The organism is Bradyrhizobium sp. 31Argb (assembly GCF_043638955.1).
Classification (GTDB): Bacteria; Pseudomonadota; Alphaproteobacteria; order Rhizobiales; family Xanthobacteraceae; genus Bradyrhizobium.
This window is the reverse complement of record NZ_JBEGDB010000008.1, coordinates 1-24,426: the sequence shown is the minus strand read 5'-3', so window position 1 is coordinate 24,426 and position 24,426 is coordinate 1. Positions and strand designations below refer to the sequence as shown.

At 63.8% G+C, this 24,426-nt stretch carries 23 protein-coding genes; 18 read left to right on the top strand and 5 right to left on the bottom strand.

Annotated features, from left to right (window positions below; genetic code table 11):
- Nucleotides 1-159 precede the first annotated feature (159 nt).
- Nucleotides 160-3,393, top strand: a complete 3,234-nt coding sequence (locus tag AAFX91_RS02855; protein ID WP_394565478.1) for a bifunctional cytochrome P450/NADPH--P450 reductase — start codon at nt 160-162, stop codon at nt 3,391-3,393.
- A 107-nt stretch (nt 3,394-3,500) separates the two neighbouring features.
- Here the strand turns inward: AAFX91_RS02855 and AAFX91_RS02850 are convergent, their stop codons facing one another.
- Nucleotides 3,501-4,421, bottom strand: coding sequence for an alpha/beta fold hydrolase (locus AAFX91_RS02850; protein WP_394565477.1), 921 nt, complete (start codon nt 4,419-4,421; stop codon nt 3,501-3,503).
- A 177-nt stretch (nt 4,422-4,598) separates the two neighbouring features.
- Here AAFX91_RS02850 and AAFX91_RS02845 point away from each other — a divergent pair, with 177 nt between their 5' ends.
- The 16 genes from AAFX91_RS02845 (at nt 4,599) to AAFX91_RS02770 (ending at nt 18,202) form a co-directional block, all read left to right on the top strand.
- A complete protein-coding gene (locus AAFX91_RS02845; protein ID WP_394565476.1) occupies nt 4,599-4,982 on the top strand; it encodes a hypothetical protein in 384 nt (127 codons plus the stop codon).
- Between the two features lie 11 nt (nt 4,983-4,993).
- A complete protein-coding gene (locus tag AAFX91_RS02840; RefSeq protein WP_394565497.1) occupies nt 4,994-6,076 on the top strand; it encodes an alpha/beta fold hydrolase in 1,083 nt (360 codons plus the stop codon).
- Nucleotides 6,073-6,666, top strand: coding sequence for a GNAT family N-acetyltransferase (locus AAFX91_RS02835; RefSeq protein ID WP_394565475.1), 594 nt, complete (start codon nt 6,073-6,075; stop codon nt 6,664-6,666). Before AAFX91_RS02840 ends, AAFX91_RS02835 begins: the two co-directional genes overlap by 4 nt.
- Before the next feature lie 184 nt (nt 6,667-6,850).
- Complete coding sequence (locus tag AAFX91_RS02830; RefSeq protein WP_394565474.1) at nt 6,851-7,327, top strand: phasin; 477 nt, start codon at nt 6,851-6,853, stop codon at nt 7,325-7,327.
- Between the two features lie 222 nt (nt 7,328-7,549).
- Nucleotides 7,550-8,836: a DUF445 domain-containing protein gene (locus tag AAFX91_RS02825; RefSeq protein WP_130580811.1), complete on the top strand. Its 1,287-nt coding sequence runs from the start codon at nt 7,550-7,552 to the stop codon at nt 8,834-8,836.
- 141 nt (nt 8,837-8,977) lie between these two features.
- A complete protein-coding gene (locus AAFX91_RS02820; protein ID WP_130580812.1) occupies nt 8,978-9,748 on the top strand; it encodes a triacylglycerol lipase in 771 nt (256 codons plus the stop codon).
- A 208-nt stretch (nt 9,749-9,956) separates the two neighbouring features.
- Complete coding sequence (paaX, locus tag AAFX91_RS02815; RefSeq protein WP_394565473.1) at nt 9,957-10,826, top strand: phenylacetic acid degradation operon negative regulatory protein PaaX; 870 nt, start codon at nt 9,957-9,959, stop codon at nt 10,824-10,826.
- Between the two features lie 74 nt (nt 10,827-10,900).
- Entirely contained in the window at nt 10,901-11,893 is a 993-nt protein-coding gene (gene paaA, locus AAFX91_RS02810; protein ID WP_394565472.1) for a 1,2-phenylacetyl-CoA epoxidase subunit PaaA, read from the top strand.
- 10 nt (nt 11,894-11,903) lie between these two features.
- Nucleotides 11,904-12,191, top strand: coding sequence for a 1,2-phenylacetyl-CoA epoxidase subunit PaaB (gene paaB, locus AAFX91_RS02805; RefSeq protein ID WP_027581720.1), 288 nt, complete (start codon nt 11,904-11,906; stop codon nt 12,189-12,191).
- 108 nt (nt 12,192-12,299) lie between these two features.
- Nucleotides 12,300-13,076 (top strand): 1,2-phenylacetyl-CoA epoxidase subunit PaaC, encoded by a 777-nt coding sequence (paaC, locus tag AAFX91_RS02800; protein WP_394565471.1) that lies wholly within the window; start codon nt 12,300-12,302, stop codon nt 13,074-13,076.
- On the top strand, nt 13,070-13,573 hold the full coding sequence (gene paaD, locus AAFX91_RS02795) for a 1,2-phenylacetyl-CoA epoxidase subunit PaaD (protein ID WP_394565470.1): 504 nt from the start codon (nt 13,070-13,072) through the stop codon (nt 13,571-13,573). Before paaC ends, paaD begins: the two co-directional genes overlap by 7 nt.
- A gap of 2 nt (nt 13,574-13,575) precedes the next feature.
- Nucleotides 13,576-14,655, top strand: coding sequence for a 1,2-phenylacetyl-CoA epoxidase subunit PaaE (paaE, locus tag AAFX91_RS02790; protein WP_394565469.1), 1,080 nt, complete (start codon nt 13,576-13,578; stop codon nt 14,653-14,655).
- Between the two features lie 91 nt (nt 14,656-14,746).
- Nucleotides 14,747-15,211, top strand: a complete 465-nt coding sequence (gene paaI, locus AAFX91_RS02785) for a hydroxyphenylacetyl-CoA thioesterase PaaI (RefSeq protein WP_394565468.1) — start codon at nt 14,747-14,749, stop codon at nt 15,209-15,211.
- A 20-nt stretch (nt 15,212-15,231) separates the two neighbouring features.
- Nucleotides 15,232-16,563 (top strand): phenylacetate--CoA ligase PaaK, encoded by a 1,332-nt coding sequence (gene paaK, locus AAFX91_RS02780; protein ID WP_394565467.1) that lies wholly within the window; start codon nt 15,232-15,234, stop codon nt 16,561-16,563.
- Nucleotides 16,564-16,867: 304 nt separating this feature from the next.
- The gene (locus AAFX91_RS02775) at nt 16,868-17,182 is read left to right on the top strand and encodes a GIY-YIG nuclease family protein (RefSeq protein ID WP_130580820.1); all 315 of its coding nucleotides are present in this window, start codon (nt 16,868-16,870) and stop codon (nt 17,180-17,182) included.
- Nucleotides 17,183-17,197: 15 nt separating this feature from the next.
- Nucleotides 17,198-18,202 (top strand): zinc-binding alcohol dehydrogenase family protein, encoded by a 1,005-nt coding sequence (locus AAFX91_RS02770; protein ID WP_394565466.1) that lies wholly within the window; start codon nt 17,198-17,200, stop codon nt 18,200-18,202.
- Nucleotides 18,203-18,311: 109 nt separating this feature from the next.
- Here AAFX91_RS02770 and AAFX91_RS02765 read toward each other — a convergent pair whose 3' ends face one another.
- The 4 genes from AAFX91_RS02765 to AAFX91_RS02750 all read right to left on the bottom strand — a co-directional run bounded on the left by AAFX91_RS02765 (nt 18,312) and on the right by AAFX91_RS02750 (nt 23,286).
- Complete coding sequence (locus tag AAFX91_RS02765) at nt 18,312-19,538, bottom strand: alpha/beta fold hydrolase (RefSeq protein WP_394565465.1); 1,227 nt, start codon at nt 19,536-19,538, stop codon at nt 18,312-18,314.
- Nucleotides 19,539-19,607: 69 nt separating this feature from the next.
- Nucleotides 19,608-20,273, bottom strand: coding sequence for a sulfite oxidase-like oxidoreductase (locus AAFX91_RS02760; protein ID WP_130580822.1), 666 nt, complete (start codon nt 20,271-20,273; stop codon nt 19,608-19,610).
- Between the two features lie 16 nt (nt 20,274-20,289).
- Nucleotides 20,290-21,612 carry an MFS transporter gene (locus AAFX91_RS02755; protein ID WP_130580823.1) on the bottom strand — a complete coding sequence of 441 codons (1,323 nt, stop codon included), beginning with the start codon at nt 21,610-21,612 and terminating at the stop codon, nt 20,290-20,292.
- Nucleotides 21,613-21,858: 246 nt separating this feature from the next.
- Nucleotides 21,859-23,286: an amidase gene (locus AAFX91_RS02750; protein WP_394565496.1), complete on the bottom strand. Its 1,428-nt coding sequence runs from the start codon at nt 23,284-23,286 to the stop codon at nt 21,859-21,861.
- Between the two features lie 105 nt (nt 23,287-23,391).
- On the opposite strand from AAFX91_RS02750, the gene AAFX91_RS02745 reads away from it, so the two are divergent.
- The gene (locus tag AAFX91_RS02745; protein WP_130580824.1) at nt 23,392-24,237 is read left to right on the top strand and encodes an alpha/beta hydrolase; all 846 of its coding nucleotides are present in this window, start codon (nt 23,392-23,394) and stop codon (nt 24,235-24,237) included.
- Nucleotides 24,238-24,426: the final 189 nt, after the last annotated feature.

The following is a 24,426-nucleotide window of genomic DNA, read 5'->3' as shown; positions in this document are numbered from 1 at the left end:
ATCGGGCCGCATGCGATGAGGCGTAATGGATTCCGGGCCTGCGCCAAGAGGCGCATCCCGGAATGACGAGGGGAGAGATTGGTGCGAGACGTATTGCTTCGTCGCTTCGCTCTTCGCAATGATGATGTGAGCTGAGCTAGGGCAGGAGACATTCCCCATATGGCATCCGGCAACCGACTGAGTCCGATCCCGCATCCGCCGACCATGCCCGTGGTCGGCAACATGCTGTCGCTGGATTCGACCGCGCCGGTGCAGCATCTGGTGCGGCTCGCCAAGGAGCTCGGACCGATCTACTGGCTCGACATGATGGGCGCGCCGCTCGTGATCGTCTCAGGCCATGACCTCGTTGACGAGCTCTCCGACGAAAAACGCTTCGACAAGGCGGTGCGCGGCTCGCTGCGCCGCGTGCGCGCGGTCGGCGGCGATGGCCTGTTCACCGCCGACACCAAGGAGCCGAACTGGAGCAAGGCGCACAACATCCTGCTGCAGCCGTTCGGCAACCGCGCCATGCAGTCCTACCATCCGAGCATGGTCGATATCGCCGAGCAGCTCGTGAAGAAATGGGAGCGCCTCAACGCCGACGAGGAGATCGACGTCGTCCACGACATGACGGCGCTGACGCTCGACACGATCGGGCTCTGCGGCTTCGACTACCGCTTCAATTCGTTCTATCGCCGCGACTACCATCCCTTCGTGGAGTCGTTGGTGCGCTCGCTCGAGACCATCATGATGACCCGTGGCCTGCCGCTGGAACGCCTGTGGATGCGCCAGCGGCGCAAGACGCTCACTGAGGACGTCGCGTTCATGAACAAGATGGTCGACGAGATCATCGCCGAGCGCAGGCGGAGCCAGGCCGATATCGGCGAGGGCCAGAAGGACATGCTGGCGGCGATGATGACCGGCGTCGACCGCGTCACCGGCGAGCAGCTCGACGACGTCAACATCCGCTACCAGATCAACACATTCCTGATCGCGGGCCATGAGACCACGAGCGGCCTGTTGTCGAGCACGATCTATGCGCTGTTGAAACACCCCGAGGTGCTGAAGAAGGCGTATGAGGAGGTCGACCGCGTGCTCGGCCCCGATATCAACGCCAAGCCGACCTATCAGCAGGTCACCCAGCTCACCTACATCACGCAGATCCTGAAAGAGTCACTGCGGCTATGGCCGCCAGCTCCCGCTTATGGCATCGCACCGCTGCAGGATGAGACCATCGGCGGCAAGTACAAGCTGAAGAAGAATACCTTCATCACTGTCCTCGTGATGGCGCTGCACCGCGATCCCAGCGTCTGGGGTCCGCATCCGGACGTCTTCGATCCCGAGAATTTCAGCCGCGAGGCCGAGGCCAAGCGGCCGATCAATGCCTGGAAGCCGTTCGGCAACGGCCAGCGCGCCTGCATCGGCCGCGGCTTCGCGATGCATGAGGCGGCGCTCGCGCTCGGCATGATCCTGCAGCGCTTCAAGCTGATCGACGTGCATCGCTACCAGATGCATCTGAAGGAAACCCTGACGATCAAGCCCGAAGGGTTCAAGATCAAGGTGCGCCCGCGCGAGGACAGGGAACGCGGCGCCTTCGCTGGAGCGGCCGCGGCGGCGTCGGCCGCGCCAAGGGCGCCGCGGCCGAAACCGCGTCTGGGACACAACACGCCGATGCTGGTGCTCTACGGCTCCAATCTCGGCTCGGCCGAGGAACTGGCGACGCGGATGGCCGATCTCGCCGAGGTCAATGGCTTCGACACCAGGCTCGGTCCGCTCGACGACTATGTCGGCAAGCTGCCGAAGGAAGGTGGGGTCCTGATCATCTGCGCCTCCTACAATGGCGCGCCGCCGGACAACGCGACGGAATTCGTCAAATGGCTCGGCAGCGGTCTTGCGAAGGATGTCTTTGCCGGGGTGCGCTACGCGGTGTTCGGCTGCGGCAATAGCGATTGGGCGGCGACGTACCAGTCGGTGCCGCGCTTCATCGACGAGCAGCTCACCGCGCATGGCGCCCGCGCCGTCTATCCGCGCGGCGAGGGCGATGCCCGCGCCGATCTCGACGGTCAGTTTCAGAAATGGTTTCCGGCTGCCGCGCAGGTCGCGACCAAGGAATTCGGGATCGACTGGAATTTCACCCGCACGCCTGAGGACGAGCCGCTCTATGCGGTCGAGCCGGTGGCGCCGACCTCGGCCAACACCATTGTCGCGCAGGGCGGCGCGGTTGCGATGAAGGTGCTGGACAATGCGGAACTGCAGAACAAGTCCGGCGCCAATCCGTCCGAGCGTTCGACGCGGCACATCGAGGTGCAACTGCCGCCCGGCATCACCTACCGCGTCGGCGATCACTTGAGCGTGGTGCCGCGCAACGATCCGACGCTGGTGGACCAGGTCGCGCGCCGCTTCGGCTTCCTGCCCGCGGACCAGATCAGGCTGCAGGTGACGGAAGGCCGCCGCGCGCAACTACCGGTCGGCGATGCGATATCGGTCGGGCGACTGCTCACCGAGTTCGTGGAGCTGCAGCAGGTCGCGACCCGCAAGCAGATCCAGGTCATGGCCGAGCATACGCCCTGCCCGATCACGAAGCCAAAGTTGCTCGCCTATATCGGCGACGACGATGCATCCGGTGAACGTTACCGCAGCGAGGTGATGGGCAAGTGCAAATCGGTGTTCGATCTCCTGGAGGAGCATCCGGCCTGCGAATTGCCGTTCCACATCTATCTGGAGATGCTGTCGCTGCTGGCGCCGCGCTATTATTCGATCTCGTCCTCGCCGTCAGGTGACCCCGCGCGCTGCAGCGTCACCGTCGGCGTGGTGGAGTCGCCCGCAAGTTCGGGCCGCGGCATCTACAAGGGTGTCTGCTCAAACTATCTTTCCGGCCGCCGCGTCGGCGACACCATCCATGCCACCGTGCGCGAGACCAAGGCCGGCTTCCGCCTGCCGGACGATGCGTCGGTGCCGCTGATCATGATCGGCCCCGGCACCGGCCTGGCGCCGTTCCGCGGCTTCCTGCAGGAGCGCGCGCATCGGAAGTCGCAAGGCGCCAATCTCGGGCCGGCAATGCTGTTCTCCGGCTGCCGCCATCCGGATCAGGATTTCATCTATGCCAATGAGCTGAAGGCGTTCGCGGCCGCTGGCGTCACCGAGCTGCACACCGCGTTCTCGCGGCTCAACGGTTCGAAGACTTATGTGCAGGACCTGATTGCGGCGCAGAGGAACCGCGTTTGGGACCTGATCGGGAAGGGCGCGATCATCTATGTCTGCGGCGACGGCAGCAAGATGGAGCCGGAGGTCAAGGCGATCCTGATGTCGATCCATCGCGAGCACAACGGTGACAATACCGACGCGGCCACACGCTGGATCGAGGACCTCGGCGCGAAGAACAGATACGTGCTCGACGTCTGGGCCGGCGGATAGCCGCGACTTGTAGGGTGGGCAAAGCGAAGCGTGCCCACCATTGCGGGTAGAATGCTGGACGGTGGGCACGCTTCGTTTTGCCCACCCTACGCAAGTCGGGCGCAACGTCACGCCGCCTTCGCCGCAGCGCCATGCGCGTGCCGGTCGATGGCGTCGATGATCTCCGGCCACATCGGGATCGGCAATGCGTGGCCCATGCCGTCGATCATCAGGAGCTTGGCGCCCGGGATCGAGGCCGCGGTGTCCTTGCCGCCGGCCGGGTGCACCAGCGGATCGACGGTGCCGTGGATGACGAGCGTTGGCGCCTTCACCGTGCTCAGGCGTTGCTTGCGGCTGCCGGAGGCGAGGATGGCGCGGAGCTGGCGGCCAACGCCGGCGGGATTGAGGCCGCGCTCATAGGTGCGCAGCGCCCGCGAAGGATCGAGCGCCTCGTCCTCCGGGAAGGAGCCGACGCGCAGGATCTTCCAGGTCTGGGCGAAGCGCTCGATATATTCGCCCTTCGTCCTTGGCGGCGGCGCCATCAGTATCGCGCCGGCCTCGCGGGTCGGCGGCGGGATCTTCGGATTGCCCGTCGTCGACATGATCGAGGTGAGCGAGCGCACCGCTTGCGGAAAGGAGATCGCGACTTCCTGCGCGATCATGCCGCCCATGGAGGCGCCGACCAGATGCGCAGACTTCAGCCCGAGCCCATCCATCAGGCCGACGGTGTCCTTGGCCATATCGATCAGTCTGTAGGGAGCGGCGACGGGGATCCCGAACAGACGCAGTCTCAGCATTTCGAACGCCGTCAGCCGCTTGCCGCCGGTGAGCTTGCCGGATTGGCCGATGTCGCGGTTGTCGAAACGGATCACGCGAAAGCCGCGCGCGGCAAGCTGTTCGCAGAATTCGTCGTCCCAATGGATCATCTGGGCGCCGAGCCCCATGATCAGCAGCATCGGTTCGGCGCTCTCGTCGCCGAAGATCTCGTAGCAGATGTCGATGCCATTGGCGCGGATCATCTGCGGCGGCCGGTGGGCGATGGTGGTCACGGGGGCGTCCTCGGCTGGGTTCTCGAGTAACCACTCTATGCCACGCTTTGCCGCGGCGCAGAAGCTTTCTGGCGCGACGTCCAATGTCAACCTGGGTTGACCGGTTGCCTGCAACGGTGTGGTATGGAGAGCAAAGAGAGGCGTGGCAAGCGCTCGTAACCATTTGGGAGAGCGCCAATGGCCGACAAGGGCAACGATCCCGCCGTCATCTGGCAGACGATGATCGGCGAGATGGAAAAGGGATTCAATTCCTTCGCCAACAAGGCAATGGGAACGCCGGAATTCAGCCGGCTGATGAACCAGGCCGGCGGCGTCGCGGCCGGTGCGCAGAAGCAGTTCGTCGAGCTCATGGAGAAATATCTCGTGAGCATGAACCTGCCGAGCCGGGCGCAGCTCGTCGGCATGGCCGAGCGCCTGCAATCGATCGAAGGCCAGCTCAACGAGATCAAGGCGATGCTGAGCCAGATGAACCGCAGCGCAGGCAATGCGGAAAGCGCGACAGCCGGCAAGCCGCGGCCGCCGCGCACCAAACGTCCGCCTGCGGAGCAAGCCAAAAAATGAACGCGCCCTCGATGAACGCGTCCTTGGAGATCGATGCAGCGTCGATCGCGGAGCGCATTCGGTCCGAGGTGCAGCGCGCGATCCAGCGCAGCATCAAGGGCGTCGAATATTTCTCGAGCTCAGGTCCCGCGCTCGGCTCCACGCCAAAGGACGTGCTGGCCAGTCGCGGAACCATGCAGCTCTACCACTACCGGCCGCTGGCGGACGAAATCTATCGCGTGCCGGTCCTAATTGTGATGGCCACCACCAATCGCGGCTATATCCTCGACCTGGTGCCCGGCCAGAGCTTCATCGAATTCCTGCTCAAGCGTGGCTACGACGCCTACATGCTCGACTGGACCGCGCCGAAACCGGAAGAGAAGAATCTCAGGATGGAGGACTACGTCCTCGACTTCATTCCGGACTGTGTCCGCCGGGTGCAGCAGGATTCCGGCGAGACCGATGTCTCCGTCATCGGCTATTGCTTCGGCGGCGTGCTGGCGCTGCTTTATGGCTCGATTTTCCACGACGGGCCGATGAAGAATTTGATCTGCTTCACCACGCCGATCGACTTCCGCGAGATGACGCTGTTCTCGAATTTCGCCGACCGGCGTTATTTCGACGTCGACCGCCTGATCGACAGCGTCGGCAACATGCCGCCCGAGATGATCCTGTCGTCGTTCGAGATGCTGCGGCCGGCCTCGCGCGCGGCGAGCCAGGTGCAGCTCTGGGACAACATCTGGAACGACGAGTTTGTGAAGTCGTACCGGATGTTCGATCGCTGGGCGACCGACACGCTGCCGCTTGCCGGTGACTATTTCCGGACCATCACCAAGGACCTGATGTGGGACAACAAGCTCTATAACGACGCCATGTCGGTCGGCGGGCGCGCGGCGAAGCTCGATAACATCAAGGTGCCGATCCTGCACGCCGTCGCCGAGCATGATCACATCGTGCCTTATGAGGCGGCGCGACACCTGATCGCGAAAGTCGGCTCGACCGACAAGGAGGAGGTGGTCCTCAAAGGTGGCCATGTCAGCCTCGTTGCCGGCGCCAATGCGATCAAGCGGCTGTGGCCGAAACTGGATTCCTGGCTGGGGATGCGATCGACATGAGTGAGACACGTTCCTATCCGCGGCGCGTCAAGACCGAGGCCGGCGAGATCGAATTCCGCCTGATGGCGCGCGCCGATGAAGCCGCGGTGCTGGCTTTCGCGCAGAAGCTGCCGACGCATGATTTGCTGTTCCTGCCGCGCAACATCAGCGAACCGAAGGTGCTTTCGGCGTGGCTCAACGAGATCGACCGCGGCGACATCGTGAGCCTCCTGGCGCTGCGGGATGGCGCCGTGGTCGGTTGCGGCACGCTGGTGCGCGACCGCCACTCCTGGTCGCCCCATGTCGGCGAGATCCGGATGGTGGTGTCCTTGGACGTCCGTGGGCAGGGGGTGGGGCGGTCGCTGTCGCAGGAGACGTTTGCCATTGCGCTCAGCGCTGGCCTCGAGAAGCTCTCGGTGCAGATGACGGTCGACCAGCGGGGCGCGATTGCGCTGTTCGAAAGCCTCGGCTTCAGGGCCGAGGCGCTGCTGCGCGACCACGTCCGGGATGCCGCCGGCGCGACCCACGACATCGTGGTGCTCGGGCACAATGTGGCGCAAGTTCGGGCTCAGATGGAGGCCTACGGCCTGCCGGGGGCGGTCCAGCAATAGGTTTGACCAGCCTGCCGCCCGCCGGACGGGCAGTTCGCCTGATATTATAGCTGCTCACGGATTTGTGATATTGCATCGCACAATTGATATTGCGATGCACCATTAACCATGGCATAAGGATGGCGCCCTGGGCCAGATTTGGACGGGGTGAGCCCATAGCTCTAACCGAGGATGGAGAGACCCTATGACGACCGAGACCAATTCCGTTTTTGATAGCGTCAAGCAGGCCTTTGCGCCTGTGACTGAAGCTTTTAGCAAGCTGCAGAACCTGGAAGTGCCGGAAGCCGCGCGTGAGTTCGTGAAGAAGCAGGCCGAGACCGCCAAGGTTCGCGCCGCCGACCTGCACGCCGGCTCGGAGAAGGTGACCGCCGTGATCGAATCCGCCGTTGCCGGTTCGGTTTCCGAGGCCGCCAAGATCAGCCGCAATATCCAGGAGGCGTTCTATCAGGACGCGGAAGCGTTCTTCAACGGTATCGACAAGCTGGCTTCCGCCAAGTCGCTGAACGAAGCGGTGCAGATCCAGTCGGACCTGGTGCGTGCGCGCGGCGAAGTGTTCGTCTCGCGGACCAAGGCTGCGGCCGAATATGTCGGCAAGCTCGTCACCGAAGGTGCGAAGTCCGCGCAGGACAATTTCGCCAAGGTCTACACCAAGACCGCCTGATTGCGTCAAGCCTACCAACTTTGGTTTTCCGAAGGGCCCGCCGGTTGCGGGCCTTCTTTTTTGAGTTCCGTTTCCATACATCGTCGATGTTGCGCTCTCCGTCATTGCGAGGAGCGGTAGCGACGAAGCAATCCATCTCTCCCGCGTTGAGACATGGATTGCTTCGCTTCGCTCGCAATGACGGCTACTGTGTCTCGACATGAATCTTTGCGCGAAAGCGTCATGACCCTTCCCGCCACCTTCACCATCGCCACTCCCGCCGACGCGATCCGCGCGGCGGAGTTGCGGCGCGTGAAGTGGCTGGCGACCGGGGTGTTAGCTGCGACGTTCGTGCTGTTCCTCGTCGCGAAAGCGCTGTTGCCCGTGCATCCCGTCTTCGGCTTCATCGCGGCGTTTGCAGAGGCTGCCACGATCGGCGGGCTCGCCGACTGGTATGCGGTGGTCGCCTTGTTCAAGCGTCCCCTGGGATTGCCGATCCCGCACACCGCGATCATCCAGAGCAATCAGGGCCGCATCGCCGAGAAGCTCGGCGAATTCATCGAGAAGAATTTCCTCGAAGCAGGGCCGGTGGAGGCCAAGCTGCGCGAGATCGATTTCGGCGCCTTCATCGCCGACTGGCTGCGCGACCGCAAGCGCTCGACCGATCTCGCCCGCTTCGTGCTGGGCCTTTTGCCGGAGGCGTTTTCGGCGACGGAGAATTCGGGGTTGATGAAGTTCGTCAGCCGCCGTGTCACCGCGCAACTGCTGGCGATCGATCTGGCGCCGCTTGCCGCCGGCACGCTACGCGGCTTTGTGCAGGAGGGAAAGCACGAGGGCCTGCTCGACGACATCCTGCGCGTCCTGCACCAGACGCTGACGACGAAGGAGACCATGGCTGTCATCCGCGACAAGGTCCGCGCGGAAATGCCGACGCTCTTGAGACTCTACCGCGCCGACAAATTTGTCGTGAACCGGATCATCGCGTCCGCGACGAAATTCTTCGAGGAGGTCCGCGACGATCCGAAGCATCCGTTCCGCGGCGAGTTCGACCGCATGCTGCTGTCGTTCGTCGAGCGGCTCGGCAGCGATCGCGCTTTTGCCGATCGCATCAACCGATTGAAGCGCGATCTGCTGGCGCGGCCGGAGCTGGAAGGCCTCGCGCGCAACATCTGGTCGAACCTGAAGGACTTCATCGAGCGCAGCGCCTCGGGAGAGACGCAGGTGCTGCAGCAGTATCTCGCCAGGATGTTCGTGGAGGCGGGCGAGGCGCTGGCCGGCGACGCCGAGTTGCGCGCCGAGATCAACGAGGGATTGGTCGCGATCCTCCGGACGGTGGTCGCCGACCAGAAGAGCGGCGTTTCGACCTTCATCGCCGATCAGATGAAGGCCTGGGACATGCAGCAATTGATCTCTCTGCTCGAGATCAATGTCGGCAGGGACCTGCAATATATCCGCTTCAACGGCTCGCTGATCGGCGGCCTTGCCGGATTGATCCTGTACACCATCGAATACCTGCTGCGGCTCGTGTGACAGATCGGGCACGCGGGCGTTTTTGTTGTGATCTGTGTGATCTGGTTCGCTTGAAAGAAGAAGGCCGTTTCCCTAGCTTTAATTGCCCGTTGATCCATTGGCCGGCTGCTGCAACGCGAAGGCCGGCGCGAAGGAGATAGCATGTCCCTTGCCGCAGAGACGCTTCGCCCGCCGTCCAGGACGCTGATGCTGTTGGAAGGGCGCGCCATCCATGAACTCGGCGCCTTCCTCGGCGCCCTGCCGCTGTTGAGCCTCGCGCCGCGCGGCGATGGTCATCCGGTGCTGGTGCTGCCGGGACTGGTCGCATCGGATCTCTCGACACGGCCATTGCGCGAGTTCCTGAGCAGCAAGGGTTATGCGGTGAGCGGCTGGCGCCAGGGCCGCAATCTCGGCCTGCGTACGGGCGTGCAGCAGGGGATGGTCGATCTCGTGCAGGAGATGAACGACAGCCATGGCCGCAAGGTCTCGCTCGTCGGCTGGAGCCTTGGTGGCCTCTATGCGCGCCAGCTCGCCAAGATGATGCCCGAGCGCGTGCGCCAGGTGATCACGCTCGGCAGCCCATTCGCCGCCGGGCCGAAATCGACCAACGCCTGGCGCGTCTACGAGATCGCGAGCGGCCGCCGCGCCGAAGAAGAGGATCCACGCTTCGGCGGATCGCTGGCCGGCGCGCCTCCGGTGCCGACCTCGGCGATCTTCAGCCGCACCGATGGCATCTGCGCCTGGCAGGGCTGCCGCGAACAGGCCTCGGCGATGTCGGAAAGCATCGAGGTCGAAAGCAGCCATTGCGGCATGGGCCACCATCCCGCCGCCGTCTACGCCGTCGCCGATCGTCTGGCGCAGCGCGAAGGGGAGTGGGCGCCGTTCGATCGGAGCGGCTGGCGCGCCATGGTTTATCCTGATCCGAACCGGTAGATTCCGGGCCTCATGGTTCTCAAGGCGATGCGAAGCATCGTCCGGAGACGCGCGTTCCGCGCTCCTCACCATGAGGGGCTGACAGCTTGCGCCTTTGCCAGACCTCATCCCGAGGAGGCCGCGTAGCGGCCGTCTCGAAGGATGAAGCCCCGCCGCCCACCACAAGCAACGTTGTCGCGCGCGCGCAAAACGCGGTATGCGTGGGCGCATGCCGCAGCCGCTTGACCGCATCATCGACCAGTTGAAGCGCGAACCGTCGCGCACCGGCTCCATCGTCATCACCGTGTTCGGCGACGCTATCGTCCCGCGCGGCGGCTGCGTGTGGCTCGGCACGCTCCTGGATTTCTTCGCCTTCCTCGACATCGATGGCGGCGTGGTGCGAACCGCGATGTCGCGGCTCGCCGCCGACGGCTGGCTCGAGCGCAACAAGGTCGGCCGCAACAGCTTCTACCGACTGAATGAGAAAGGGCGGCAAACCTTCGACACCGCGACCAGGCATATCTATGACCCGCCGCCGTCGGACTGGACCGGGCGTTTCGAATTGCTGCTGATCGGCAATGGCGAGAATCGCGACGCCGCGCGCGAGGCGCTGAAGAACGCCGGCTTCGGCAGTCCGCTGCCGGGCGTGTGGGTCGCGCCGTCGGGCGTGCCGATCCCCGATGAGGCCTCTAGCGCCATCCGTCTGGAAGTCTCGGCCGAAGATGAAAACGGGCGGCGACTGCTCAGCGAGAGCTGGCCGCTCGATCGCACCGCGGATGCCTATCAGAAATTCATCAGGACGTTCGAGCCGCTGCGCGGCTGGCTTGTGCGCGGCGAGGAACTCACGGATGCCGACGCTTTCACCGCCCGCATCCTCCTGATCCATTACTACCGCCGCGTGGTGCTGCGCGATCCGCTGCTGCCGACCGCGCTGTTGCCAAGGGATTGGCCGGGGAGTGCAGCGCGAAAGCTCTGCGGCGAAATCTATCGCGGCGTGCTTGCCTTGTCCGAACAATGGCTTGACCGGCATGCGACCACTGAGAATGGGCCGTTGCCGAAGCCCGGCGTGGAACTTTCGCGGCGGTTTGAGGATGCGTGAATATGTTACAAGAATACTTGCAAGAATTGAAATTTTGATATAGATCAAGGACAATAAAATTCGGGAGGTCGGCCGTGTACACGCAGGCGCTGAATACGTCTGACGCAGATGACCGCAATATCGAGGACGCCGCGCGCGCCGCCGTGTTCCAGGCGCGCATCGATGTCGACGATCGCATCGAGCCGAACGACTGGATGCCCGCGGCCTATCGCAAGACGCTGACGCGGCAGATTTCCCAGCACGCCCATTCCGAAATCGTCGGCATGCTGCCTGAGGGCAACTGGATCACGCGCGCGCCGACGCTGCGCCGCAAGGCCGCGCTGCTGGCAAAAGTGCAGGACGAATGCGGCCACGGGCTCTACCTCTATGCCGCCGCCGAGACGCTCGGCACTTCGCGCGAAGAGCTCGTCGACGCGATGCTGACGGGCAAGGCCAAATATTCCTCGATCTTCAACTATCCGACGCTGACCTGGGCCGACATCGGCACCATCGGTTGGCTGGTCGATGGCGCCGCGATCATGAACCAGATTCCGCTGTGCCGCTGCTCCTATGGCCCTTATGCACGGGCGATGATCCGCGTCTGCAAGGAGGAATCCTTCCATCAGCGCCAGGGCTTCGAGATCATGCTGACGCTGTGCCGCGGCACCGATGAGCAGAAGGCAATGGCGCAGGATGCGCTGAACCGCTGGTGGTGGCCGGTGCTGATGATGTTCGGCCCGCCCGACAAGGTCAGCCAGCACAGCGACACCTCGACGAAATGGAAGATCAAGCGCTTCTCCAACGACGAGCTGCGGCAGAAATTCGTCGACGCGACCGTGCCGCAGGCGCAATTCCTGGGCCTCACCATTCCCGACCCCAAGATGAAGCAGGACGAAGCCGGCCACTGGGTGCCGGGCCCGATCGACTGGGAGGAATTCAAGCAGGTGCTGGCGGGTAATGGCCCCTGCAACCGCGATCGTCTCGCGGCGCGTCGCAAGGCGCATGACGCGGGTGCCTGGGTGCGCGAGGCGGCGGCTGCTTACGCCGAAAAGCGCAAGCGCCGGCAGTTCGCACAGGCAGCCGAATAGGGAGGCCGAGATGGCCACGCCGAATAGTCCGCTATGGGAAGTCTTCATCCGCAGCCGCAACGGCCTTGCGCACAAGCATGTCGGCTCGCTGCATGCCGCCGACGCCACGCTGGCGCTGCAGGCCGCGCGCGACATCTACACCCGCCGCGGCGAGGGCCTCTCGATCTGGGTGGTGCCGTCGAGCGCGATCACTGCCTCCGACCCGGCCGAGAAGGGCATGATGTTCGAGCCGGCGGAGTCGAAGATTTACAGGCACCCGACGTTTTACGACGTGCCCGAGGAAGTCGGACATATGTAGCCGTCATTGCGAGCGAAGCGAAGCAATCCATGTTGCCACTTGCCGAGATGTGGATTGCTTCGTCGCTTCGCTCCTCGCAATGACGAGTGAACAAGCAGGTGGATCGCCATGGCCGTTGCAAATGTTGAAATCTCCGAAACGCCGCTCGTGCTCTACACGCTGCGGCGCGCCGACGATGCGCTGATCCTGGGCCACCGCCTGTCGGAATGGTGCGGACACGCGCCAACGCTGGAAGAGGACATGGCGCTCGCCAATATGGGGCTCGATCTGCTCGGACAGGCACGCGAGCTCTATACCTACGCCGCCAAGGTCGAGGGCAAGGACAACGACGAGGACAAGCTCGCCTATCTGCGCGACGTCAGGCAGTACCGCAATCTCCTCCTGGTCGAGCAGCCGAACGGCGATTTCGCACGCACCATGGTGCGGCAGTTCTTCCATGCCGCCTTCGCCGATCTCTACTGGCGTGCGATGATGCAGTCGAAGGATGCGACGCTCGCGGCGATCGCGGCGAAATCCGAGAAGGAGAGCGCCTATCATGTCAGGCATTCGTCGGAATGGATCATCCGGCTCGGCGACGGCACCGAGGAAAGCCATCACCGCGCGCAGACCGCGATTGATGATCTCTGGTCCTTCACCGGCGAGATGTTTTCCGTCGATGGCTCTGAGCGCGGCCTGATCGATGCTGGCATCGCTGTCGACCCGGCGTCGCTGTATCCGCGATGGCTGAAGACGATTACTGCCGTCGTGAATGAGGCCACGCTCGCATTACCCGCGAGCAACTGGATGCAGCAGGGCGGCCGCAGTGGCCGGCACAGCGAGCATCTCGGCCATCTCCTCAGCGAATTGCAGTCGCTGCAGCGAACGTTTCCGAGGGCGACATGGTGACCGCGGTCATCAGCGACGCCGATCTGCGCCGGCGCGCGTGGGAGGCGGCTGCGCAGGTGGTTGACCCCGAAATTCCCGTGCTGACTATCGCCGATCTCGGTGTGCTGCGCGATGTCGCCGTTCTTGATGGGCAGGTCGAGGTCGCGATCACGCCGACCTATTCCGGCTGCCCCGCCATGAACATGATTGCGCTGGAGATCGAGCTAGCGCTGGAGCGCGAAGGCATTCGCGGCCCGAAAATCCGCACTGTGCTGTCGCCGGCCTGGACCACCGACTGGATGAGCGAGGACGGCCGCCGCAAGCTGAAGGAGTACGGCATCGCGCCGCCGCTGCCCGGCAGCTCGCGCCGCGCGCTATTCGGCCAGCAGCACGTAGCGTGCCCGCAATGCGGCTCCGAAGACACCGAACTCCTGTCCGAATTCGGCTCGACCTCCTGCAAGGCGCTGTGGCGTTGCAGAAGTTGTCGCGAACCATTCGATTACTTCAAGTGTCACTGACCATGTCGCTCGCGCCCCGCTTCCATCGCCTTGCCGTCCACGACCTGCGCCGCGAGACCGCGGACGCGATATCGATGACGTTTGCGATCCCGAAGGAGCTCGCAAGCGATTACAGCTTTGCGCCCGGCCAATACCTGACCCTGCGCACGATGCTGGACGGCGAGGAAGTGCGCCGATCCTATTCGATCTGTTCCGGCCCCGATGATGGCGAGCTGCGCATCGCCGTGAAAAAGGTCGATGGCGGCGCGTTTTCGAACTGGGCCGCCGAAGACCTCAAAACGGGCGACGAGCTCGACGTGATGACGCCGACCGGCCGCTTCGGCGTTGCGCCGGCACCGGAGGAGGCGCGGATCTATGTCGGCTTTGCCGCGGGAAGCGGCATCACGCCGATCCTGTCGATCATCAAGGGCGTACTGGCGCGCGAGCCGCAAAGCCGCTTCTTCCTGTTCTACGGCAATCGCTCGACCTCAGGCATGCTGTTCCTCGAAGAGCTGGAGGAATTGAAGGATCGCTTCATGCAGCGGTTTTCGCTGTTCCATGTGATCTCGGGCGAAGAGCAGGACATCCCGATCCTGCATGGCCGGCTCGATGGCGAGAAGGTGAGGGTGCTGTTGCGCTCGCTGGTGCCGGCCGCAAGTGTCGATCACGTCTTCATCTGCGGCCCGATCGGGATGAGCGAAGAGATCGAGGTAACCTGCCGTGAACTTGGCCTCGGCGATGACAAGATCCACGTCGAGCGTTTCGTCTCCGAGTTCGGCGGCAAGCCGCGGCCGAAAAAGATCGTGGAGCGGGGCGCGCCGCCGAAGGCGATGGCCTCGCTGATCATCGACGGCAAGCGCCGCGAGGTGCCGGTAGCGGATGGTGAAGCCATCCTCGACGCGGCGCTGCGCGCCGGTATCGACCTGCCCTTCGCCTGCAAGGGCGGCATGTGTTCGACCTGCCGCGCCAAGCTCGTCGAGGGCAAGGCGGAGATGGAGCTGAATTATTCGCTGGAGCCCTGGGAATTGCAGGCCGGGTTCATCCTGACCTGCCAGGCGCGGCCGTGCTCGGACAAGGTCGTCGTAGATTACGACCACGTATAGAGCTTTAAGTCGCGTTGACACGCAGGGCAGTGCGTCTCACAAATAATGCCAAGAGGTCCATTCAACGGGCCCGAAGACAGGGGAGTTGAACGTGAACGTCAAGGCCACGCTTTCGCCTGAAGACCTTGCGCGCGCCTGCGCCGAGGCGATGTGGAAGGAGGACGACGCCAGCAAGGGCCTCGGCATGGAGATCGTTGAGATCAAGCCGGGGCAGGCGACGCTTGCGATGACGATTGCGCCGCACATGGTCAACGGCCAGCGTATCGCTCATGGCGGCTTCATCTTCACGTTGGCCGATTCCGCGTTCGCCTTTGCCTGCAACAGCCACAATGAACGCGTCGTCGCCGCGCAAGGCAGCATCACTTTCATCAGGCCCGGCAGGCTCGGCGACCGCCTGATCGCCACGGCGCGCGAGATCTCGCGCAGCGGACGATCCGGAATCTATGACGTCCGCGTCACCGCAGGCGATGATGTGATCGCCGAATTCCGCGGCCATTCCCGCGTGATCGGCGGCACCTGGCTGCCGACAGCGGACAACGAGACCAAGCAAAAATAGACGATCGAAGGAAACGCGCCATGGCCATGCCAAAGCTCAAGTCGACGGGAAGTGGTTACAGCGCTGAGATGGACGAGGCCGAAAGCGCCTCGCGCGATGCGATCATGTCGCTGCAGACCAAGCGGCTGGCCTGGTCGCTGCAGCATGCCTATGACAACGTCGCGCATTACAAGCGCGCCTTCGATGCGGCCGGCGTGCATCCGTCCGATTTCCGCGAGCTTTCCGACCTCGCGAAATTCCCATTCACGGCCAAGACCGACCTGCGCGACAATTACCCGTTCGGCATGTTCGCGGTGCCCCGCGAAAAACTGGTGCGCGTCCATGCGTCCTCCGGCACGACCGGCAAGCCGATCGTAGTCGGCTACACGCAGGCCGATATCGACATCTGGTCGGAGGTGATGGCGCGCTCGATCCGTGCCGCCGGCGGCCGCCGCGGCATGATCATCCACAATGCCTATGGCTATGGCCTGTTCACCGGCGGGCTCGGAGTGCATTACGGAGCCGAGCAGCTCGGCTGCACCGTGGTGCCGGTCTCCGGCGGCATGACCGAACGTCAGGTGCAGCTCATCAACGACTTCCGGCCCGACATCATCACGGTGACGCCGAGCTACATGCTGGCGATCCTGGACGAGTTCAGGCGGCAGCGGCTCGAGCCGCGACAATCGTCGCTGAAGTTCGGCATCTTCGGCGCCGAACCCTGGACCAACGCGATGCGCGTCGAGATCGAGCACGCTTTCGATATGGACGCGACCGACATCTACGGCCTCTCCGAGGTGATCGGCCCCGGCGTCGCGCAGGAATGTGTGGAGAGCAAGGACGGGCTGCACATCTGGGAGGATCATTTCTATCCTGAAGTGATCGATCCCGAGACCGGGCATGTGTTGCCTGACGGCGAGAAGGGCGAACTGGTCTTCACTTCGCTGACCAAGGAAGCCTTTCCCGTGATCCGCTACCGCACCCGTGACCTGACGCGCTTGCTGCCGGGCACCGCGCGGCCGGGCATGCGGCGGATGGAGAAGGTCACGGGACGCTCGGACGACATGATCATCCTGCGCGGCGTCAACGTGTTCCCGACCCAGATCGAGGAGGCGCTGCTCGCCACCGACTGGTGCGGCGGCCATTTCATCATCGAACTCTCGCGCGAAGGCCGCATGGACGAGATGACAGTGCTCGCCGAAGCCCGCCCCGAAAGCTGGGACGGCAGCGGCCTTGCCGCGCATGCCGAGAAAGTCTCGATCTTCATCAAGAACACAATCGGCATCACCGCACGCGTTCAAGCCGTCGCCCCCGAAACCCTCGAGCGCTCGCTCGGCAAGGCCAAACGGGTTTACGACAAGCGGCCGAGGGGGTAGCCGTCACCCCTCATGGTGAGGAGGCGCGCAAGCGCCGTCTCGAACCATGAGGCCCGGTCGGTGGCCACATCCTTCGAGACGCGCGTTCCGCGCTCCTCAGGATGAGGGGCTAAAGGTTCGCTTGCGGCGGCAAGGCGAGTGCTCGACAGGCGCAAGCCACGCGCGTAACTTTCTCCCCTCATGGTGAGGAGGCGCGCAAGCGCCGTCTCGAACCATGAGGCCCGGTTGGTGGCCACATCCTTCGAGACGCCGCTTTGCGGCTCCTCAGGATGAGGGGTGAGAGTGGGGATTGGGGAGATGGAATATGGCTGAGGGCGCGTTTCTCTATATTCTCCGATGTGCCGATGGGAGTTTCTACATCGGGATCACGCGGACCGCGCTCGAGATCAGAGTAGCGCAGCATAATTCCGGAACGGTTGGCGGCTATACCGCGACGCGCCGACCGGTGACGCTGGTCTATTCGCAATGGTTCGATCGCATCACCGACGCGATCGAGAATGAGCGCAAGCTCAAGAAATGGAGCAGGGCCAAGAAGGAGGCGTTTATACGCGGCGATTATGCGGCTCTGCGCCAGCTATCGGCACGAAGATCGCCGCACTCGTCCACCCAACCCGCCTAACGGACCGACACCTCAATGCCGACACCCTGCACCCAAACAGTCCAAGCCCGCTGCGTTCGCCTGCTAGCCAAAGCCGATAACCCCGCCGCGCTTGCGCCGACCGTGGAAACGCATGCGCTGTCACGCGCGGCGAACGAGGTGCTGATCGAGATCAAGGCTGCCGCCGTCAATCCATCTGACGTGAAGGCCGCGACCGGACTGATGCCTTACGCGGTGTTTCCGCGCACGCCGGGCCGTGACTATGCCGGCGTCGTGATCGACGGGCCCGAGGGGTGGGTCGGGCGTGAGGTGTTCGGCTCGTCCGGCGATCTCGGCATTCGCCGCGACGGCACGCATGCCACGCATCTCGCGGTCGAGTCCGAGGCGGTGGTGGAGAAGCCGAAGGGCATTTCGTGGGAGGAGGCCGCGGGCATCGGCGTGCCGTTCGTCACGGCGATCGAGGGCTTTCGCCGCGCCGGCCTGCCGAAGCCAAGCGAGACCGTGCTGGTGATGGGCGTCAACGGCAAGGTCGGGCAGGCGGCGGTTCAGATCGCGACCTGGCGAGGCGCGCGTGTCATCGGCGTGGCGCGCAAGAGCGAGCCCTATGAAGGACACAGCAACGCGAAGGTCGAGATGATCGATGCCTCAAGCACCGATGTAGCGGCGCGCGTGCGCGAGCTCACCGGTGGCAAGGGCGCCGACATCGTCTTCAACACGGTTGGCGATCCCTATTTCCAGGCCGCGCACAAATCGCTGGCGCTGCGCGGACGGCAGATCCTGATCGCGGCTGTCGACCGCATCGTGCAGTTCAATATCCTCGAATTCTATCGCGGCCAGCACACCTATGTCGGCATCGACACGCTGGGCCTGTCGTCGATCGCAACCGGCGCGGTGCTGCGTGAACTCGGCCCGGGATTTGCGAGCGGGCACCTGAAGCCGTTTCCGATCAAGGCGAGCGCGATCTATCCGCTGGAGCAGGCGAAGGCCGCATTCCTCGCCGTGGCCGGCTCGTCGCGCGACAGGGTGATCCTGCGGCCGTGATGGATTGATGCCGTCATTGCGAGGAGCGGAAGCGACGAAGCAATCTATGCCTCAGCAAGTGGAGGCATGGATTGCTTCGCTTCGCTCGCAATGACGCCAATGTAGATTCTCAATCCTCCGCCTTCGTCACGATCCGCACCTCCGACGTCAGCGTGCGGTGCACCGGGCACTTGTCGGCGATCTCCATCAGCCGCTTGCGCTGGTCGTCGTCGAGCGACGGGCCCTCGATCTTGATGACACGGTCGATCTGGTCGAGCATGCCTTCGCGCGTCTCGCACTCCTCGCAATCCTTGGCGTAGATCTTGCTGTGCGTCAGCGTCACGGTGACACGATCGAGCGGCAGCGCCTTGCGGTCGGCGTACAGGCGCATCGTCATCGAGGTGCAGGCGCCAAGTCCCGCGAGCACGAGATCGTAGGGGCCGGGACCTGAGTCCTCGCCGCCGACTGCGGCCGGTTCGTCCGCCAGCAATCGGTGCGGGCCGACGGTGACGGTCTGCTGGAATTTGCTGTTGCGCGTCTCGCGCACCACGACACGGCGCGGCGCCTCGGTGAGATCCGCGGCAGGCCCGAGCACTGCAGGCCCGATATAGCGCTCGGACCAGGCCGCGATGACGTCGGCGGCATAGGTGGTGTCGCGCTTGTCGGTGAGCAGGTGATCGGCGTCGGCGAGCGAGACGAAGCTCTTGGGGTGCTTGGCCGCGATGAACAGCTTGGTGGCGTTCTCGATGCCGACGGTATCGTCGGTCGGCGCATGCATGATCAACAACGCCTTGTGCAGCTTTGCGACCTGCGCCAGCAGATTCTGCTCGGCGACGTCATCCAAGAATTCGCGCTTGATGCGGAACGGCCGGCCGGCGAGCGAGACCTCGACTTCGCCTTGCTCGCGGATGTCCTCGACGCGGTCCTTGAGCAAATGGGTGACGTGGGCGGGATCGGAGGGCGCGGCGATGGTGACAATGGCCTTCGCCTCAGGGATCTGCGCGGCAGCGGCGAGGATCGCAGCGCCGCCGAGGCTGTGGCCGATCAAGAGATCTGGCGCTTTCCGGGTTTCGCGCAAATGATGGGCGGCACGAACGAGATCGACGACGTTGGAGGAGAAGGTCGAATTGGCGAAATCGCCTTCGCTGGAGCCGAGCCCCGTAAAATCGAAGCGCAGCACCGCGATGCCTTTGGCGGCAAGCGCGACCGCAATGCGCTTGGCCGCCAGCACGTCCTTGCCGCACGTGAAGCAATGCGCAAACAGCGCGTAAGCGTTGATCTCGCCGTCAGGCGTATCCAGCGCGGCGGCGAGCTGGTGTCCTTCCGAGCTTGCGAATTGGAAGCGTTCAGTCGGCACGGCTACCCTCCATCGCTTTTTTCCTTCACCTCTCCCTGCGGGAGAGGCGAGGAATGGCGCCATCAATGGCTAATCACCCGAGTAACGTTCTTCCTTCCAGGGATCGCCGCGGTTGTGATAGCCGCGGACCTCCCAATAGCCCGGCGCATCCCGCGTGAGGAATTCGATCCCCTGCAGCCATTTGGCGCTTTTCCAGAAATAGAGATGCGGCACCACGAGCCGCACCGGGCCGCCATGCTCCTCGGTCAGCGGTTTGCCTGACCAGCTATGGGCGAGCAGCGCGTCCTCGGCGGCAAAATCCTCCAGTGCGAGATTGGTGGTGTAGCCGTCATAGCAATGCAGCACCACGAAAAGCGCATCCTCATGCGGCTCGCAGGCGGCCAAGAGATCGCGGGTCGCAAGGCCCTGCCACTGATTGTCGAAGCGTGACCAGGTGGTGACGCAATGGATGTCGGAGACGAATTGCGACTGCGGCTGCGCGGTGAACTGCGTCCAATCCCAGAACACCGGATGTTCCACGGCGCCATAGACGTCGAGCCGCCAGCGCTCGCGCGCAATCTCCGGCGTCAGTCCGAGATCGAGCGTCGGCCAGTCGCGGGTGAGATGCTGGCCGGGCGGCAGGCGCTGCTCCTCGGGACGCGAGATCCTGCCGGTGAGGAAGCGGCCCTCGCGTGCCCAGCGCTCCTTGCTACGCGTCAGCTTGCTTTCCGGCGGCGGCTCCTGGTCATCAGCCATTGGTCAATCTTTGGCGTCACTCGTGGCGATGCATCGCCGATTCATGCTTGGTGTCACGCATGGTTGCATAGATCAGAAGCGAGAGGAAGATCATGCCGCTGAGGTAATAATAGAACCATTGTTCGTGCCCGAGGCTCTTGAAATAGAGCGCGATCGCCGGTGCCGTACCGCCGAACAGCGACACCGTGATCGCATAGGGCAGGCCAACGCCGAGCGCGCGGACATTGGTCGGAAACAGTTCGGCCTTCACCACGGCGTTGATCGACGTGTAGCCGGCGGTGAAGATCCAGGCGGCGCAGATCAACAGGAACGCGATAAACGGCGTCTTGGCGTCCTTCAGCGCGGTCAGGATCGGCACGGTCGCGAGCGTGCCGACCACGCCGAAGAAGATCAGGAGCGGCTTGCGGCCGATGCGGTCGGACAGCGCGCCGTAGAGCGGTTGCAGAATGGTCGCGAAAATCAGCGAACCGAAGATCACGAACGTGGTCTGGTCCTCGGTGAGGCCCACCGACAATTTGACGAAGGTCTGCATATAGGTGGTGAAGGTGTAGAACGCCGCGGTGCCGCCCGCGGTCAGCCCGACCACCAGCAGCAGTTCGCGCGGGTAGTTCAGGAGTTTTGTGATCGAGCCGGTCGGCTTGCTCACCTTCTTTGCTTCCTCGAAGGCGTCGGTCTCCTGCAGGCTGCGCCGCATCACCGCTGCGATCACGGCAAGCGCCGCGCCGATCGCGAAGGGAATTCGCCAGCCCCAGTCCTTTAGCTGTTCCGGCGTCAAGAACACCTTCTGCAGCAAGAGCAGCACGATGATCGCGGTGAGCTGGCCGCCGATCAAGGTGACGTATTGGAAGCTCGAATAGAAGCCGCGATTCTTGGCGTCGGCGACCTCGCTGAGATAGGTGGCGCTCGCGCCATATTCGCCGCCGAGGCTAAGGCCCTCGATCACGCGCGCCAATGCGAGGATCGCGGGCGCGGCAAAGCCGATCGTGGCGTAGGTCGGCGTCACCGCGATGATCAGCGAGCCGAAACACATGCAGACCACGGAAACCGTGAGCGACAGCCGCCGCCCATAGCGGTCGGCGATGAAGCCGAACAGCCAGCCGCCGAGCGGCCGCATCAGGAAAGTCGCGGCGAATATCACGGCTGCGTTGAACTGCTGCACCACCGGATCGTTGCCGGGAAAGAACGCCGGCGCGAAATACAGCGCGAAAGCGGTGTAGGCGTAGAAGTCGTACCACTCGACGAGATTGCCGACCGAGCCGATGAAGATCGCCTTGATGCGACGTTCGACGTCACGAATGTCGAGGGGCTCGTCGGCGATCCCAGCGGCCTGATCTGTCATATTGGAACTCCACGCACGGCAATTTGATCATCCGGCCCGACACTTCTCACGGCATCAGGAGCGGCTGCGGCCCGCGTAGCATGTCGAATATCGTCGGCGCAATTGCCGATGGGCGCTTCTCTCCTCTCGATAACCCTCGTCCTGAGGAGCCTGCGGAGCAGGCGTCTCGAAGGATGGCCCCGGGTGAGATAGGGGCCTCATGGTTCGAGACGGCGCTGCGCCTCCTCACCATGAGGGGAGATATCCTTATCTCGCCGCCCTTGGATCGATCGGCGTAGTACCGCGCACGCCCAAAATATCCTCCAGCGCCTTGGCGCCGGCGAGCAGGTTGGCCTCGCCGCGCGGCGGCGCCACCATCTGCAGTCCGACCGGCAGGCCGGAGGTGGTGAAGCCGCAGGGCAGGGACAGCGCCGGACAACACGCAAGTGTGATCGCATAGACGATGCCGAGCCACTCCACGTAATTGTCGAACGTCTTGCCGTCGCATTCGGCGACATAGCGGTTCTCGATCGGGAACGGCGCGACGATGGTCGCAGGCGTCAGCAACAGGTCGTAGGTCCCGAAGAATTCGAGGGTGCGTGCCGTCATGGCGACGCGCTGGGCCTCGGCGCGTTCGATCTGCTCGACCGTCAACTTCAGGCCTTCCTCGATGTTCCAGATCACCTCCGGCTTAAGCAGGTCGCGTTTGGTGCGAAGCAGCGCCGCCTTGGTGACGGCGAAGTCGAAAGCGCGCAGCACGTGGAAACATTCATGGGCTTCGCTGAGGCCGGGATGTGCTTCCTCGACGATGGCGCCTGCTTCGGCAAAGCGTTCCGCTGCCTTCCGCGTGACCGCCCTGACTTCTGGATCGACCGGGGTGATGCCGAGGTCGGGCGAATAGGCGATGCGTTTCGGTTTCTTGCGGGAGCGCGCCGCTGAGAGGAACGACGTCGTCGGCGCCGGCAGCGACAGCGGGTCGGCGGCGTACTCGCCGCTCATGGCGTCGAGCAACAGCGCGAGATCCTCGACGTTGCGCGCCATCGGGCCGTGAACGGTCAGGTTGCGATCGATCATGCCGCTTGGCGTGTGGGCGACGCGGCCGATGCTGGGCCGCATTCCGACGATGCCGCAGAAACTGGCTGGATTGCGCAGCGATCCACCCATGTCGGTGCCGTGGGCAAGCCACGCCATTCCGGTCGCAAGCGCGACCGCCGCTCCGCCGGAAGAGCCGGATGCCGAGCGCGACGTATCCCAAGGGTTCAATGTCGCGCCGAACACTTCATTGAAGGTGTTGGCGCCGGCGCCGAATTCTGGCGTGTTCGATTTGGCGTAGACCACACCGCCATTCGTTTCCAGATGTGCCACGACGATGTCGGACCTGGTGGCGACGGTATCCTTGAAGATCGGCGATCCCTGCGTGTTCAGCACGCCCTCGACGTTGAAGAGATCCTTGATCGGTACCGGCAGGCCCGCGAGCAGGCCGCGCTCGGCAGCCGGCTTCTGCATCAGCGCTTCGGCGTGCCTCCGCGCGCGGTCGAAGCACAGGATCGGAAGCGCGTTGACCTTGTCGTCGACCTCGGCGATCCATTTTTCAAGGACGTCGAGCAGGTCGAGCGGTGTGACCTCGCCCGCCCGCAACTTGTCGACGACTGTGCAGGCGCTCTCCCGCACCAGGCCTTGATCCGTCACTTGCATCTCCATTGATTGCAGTTCGTAACAGCGGAGGGAGCTAGTGCTCTAGACCATTTTCCGGCAAAGTGGAAACGTGCTGGGGGAATGGCCGGAACCGGAGACCTGCTGATGACGACACCCTTCTCTGCGCTCGATTGGCGCGCCATGAGCCAGGAGGAGCGTGACCGCGGTTTGAACAACGGTGCCGCAGTTGTAGGCAGCGGTGATATTGTCGGAGGGTGGGGGGAGCGTTCTGCGGAGTTGCGCAAGCGCTATCCCAATCACATCGATCTCCGCTACGGCCCGCGCGAGCGCAACCGCATCGATTTCCTGAAAGCGGGCGAGCGCGCGCCGACGCTGCTGTTCATCCATGGCGGCTACTGGCAGATGCGGTCGAAGGAGTTCTTCACGGTGATGGCCGAAGGACCGATGGCGCATGGCATCAATGTCGCGCTGATCGGCTACACGCTCGCGCCGGAGGCGACGCTCGACGAGATCGTCGCCGAGATCCACGCCGGCACCGACTTCCTCGCCAAGCAGTTGCCGGCGCTGGGAGCGGCCGAAAATGGCATCGTCGTCTCCGGCTGGTCGGCCGGCGGTCATCTGACCGCAATGGCGCTGTCGCATCAGCATGTCCGGGGCGGGGTCGCGATCAGTGGCATCTACGACCTCGAGCCGATCCGGATGAGCTATCTCAACGTCAAGCTCGGGCTCGACGAGGCGGCCTCCCACCGCAATTCACCAATGCGACAGGCCGGCGGGCCGCTCAAGCCGTTGTCGCTGGTGGTCGGCAGCGGCGAACTGCCGCTCTTGCGCAAGCAGACCGCCGATTTCGCCGGGCACCGCGCCGATTATGGTTTGCCGGTGACGTATGAGGAGATTCCCGGCGCCGATCATTTTTCAATCATGGACGAGATGATGTCGCCGAACGGGCGGATCACAGCGCTGATCCGGCGGTTGTGCGAGGCTCCATAGGCGTCATCGCGAATTGGCCGTAGCCCGGGTGGAGCGAAGCGTAACCCGGGGTGCTCGTAATCGCAGACGCAGGTGTCCCGGGTTGCGCTGCCAGGCTGGGCAAGAATTTCGCGGATTTCGGGAAGTTGAGGTACGATTCGCGGATGGTGAATCGTCTTTACAAGACCGGCGTGGATCGGGATCAGCTCA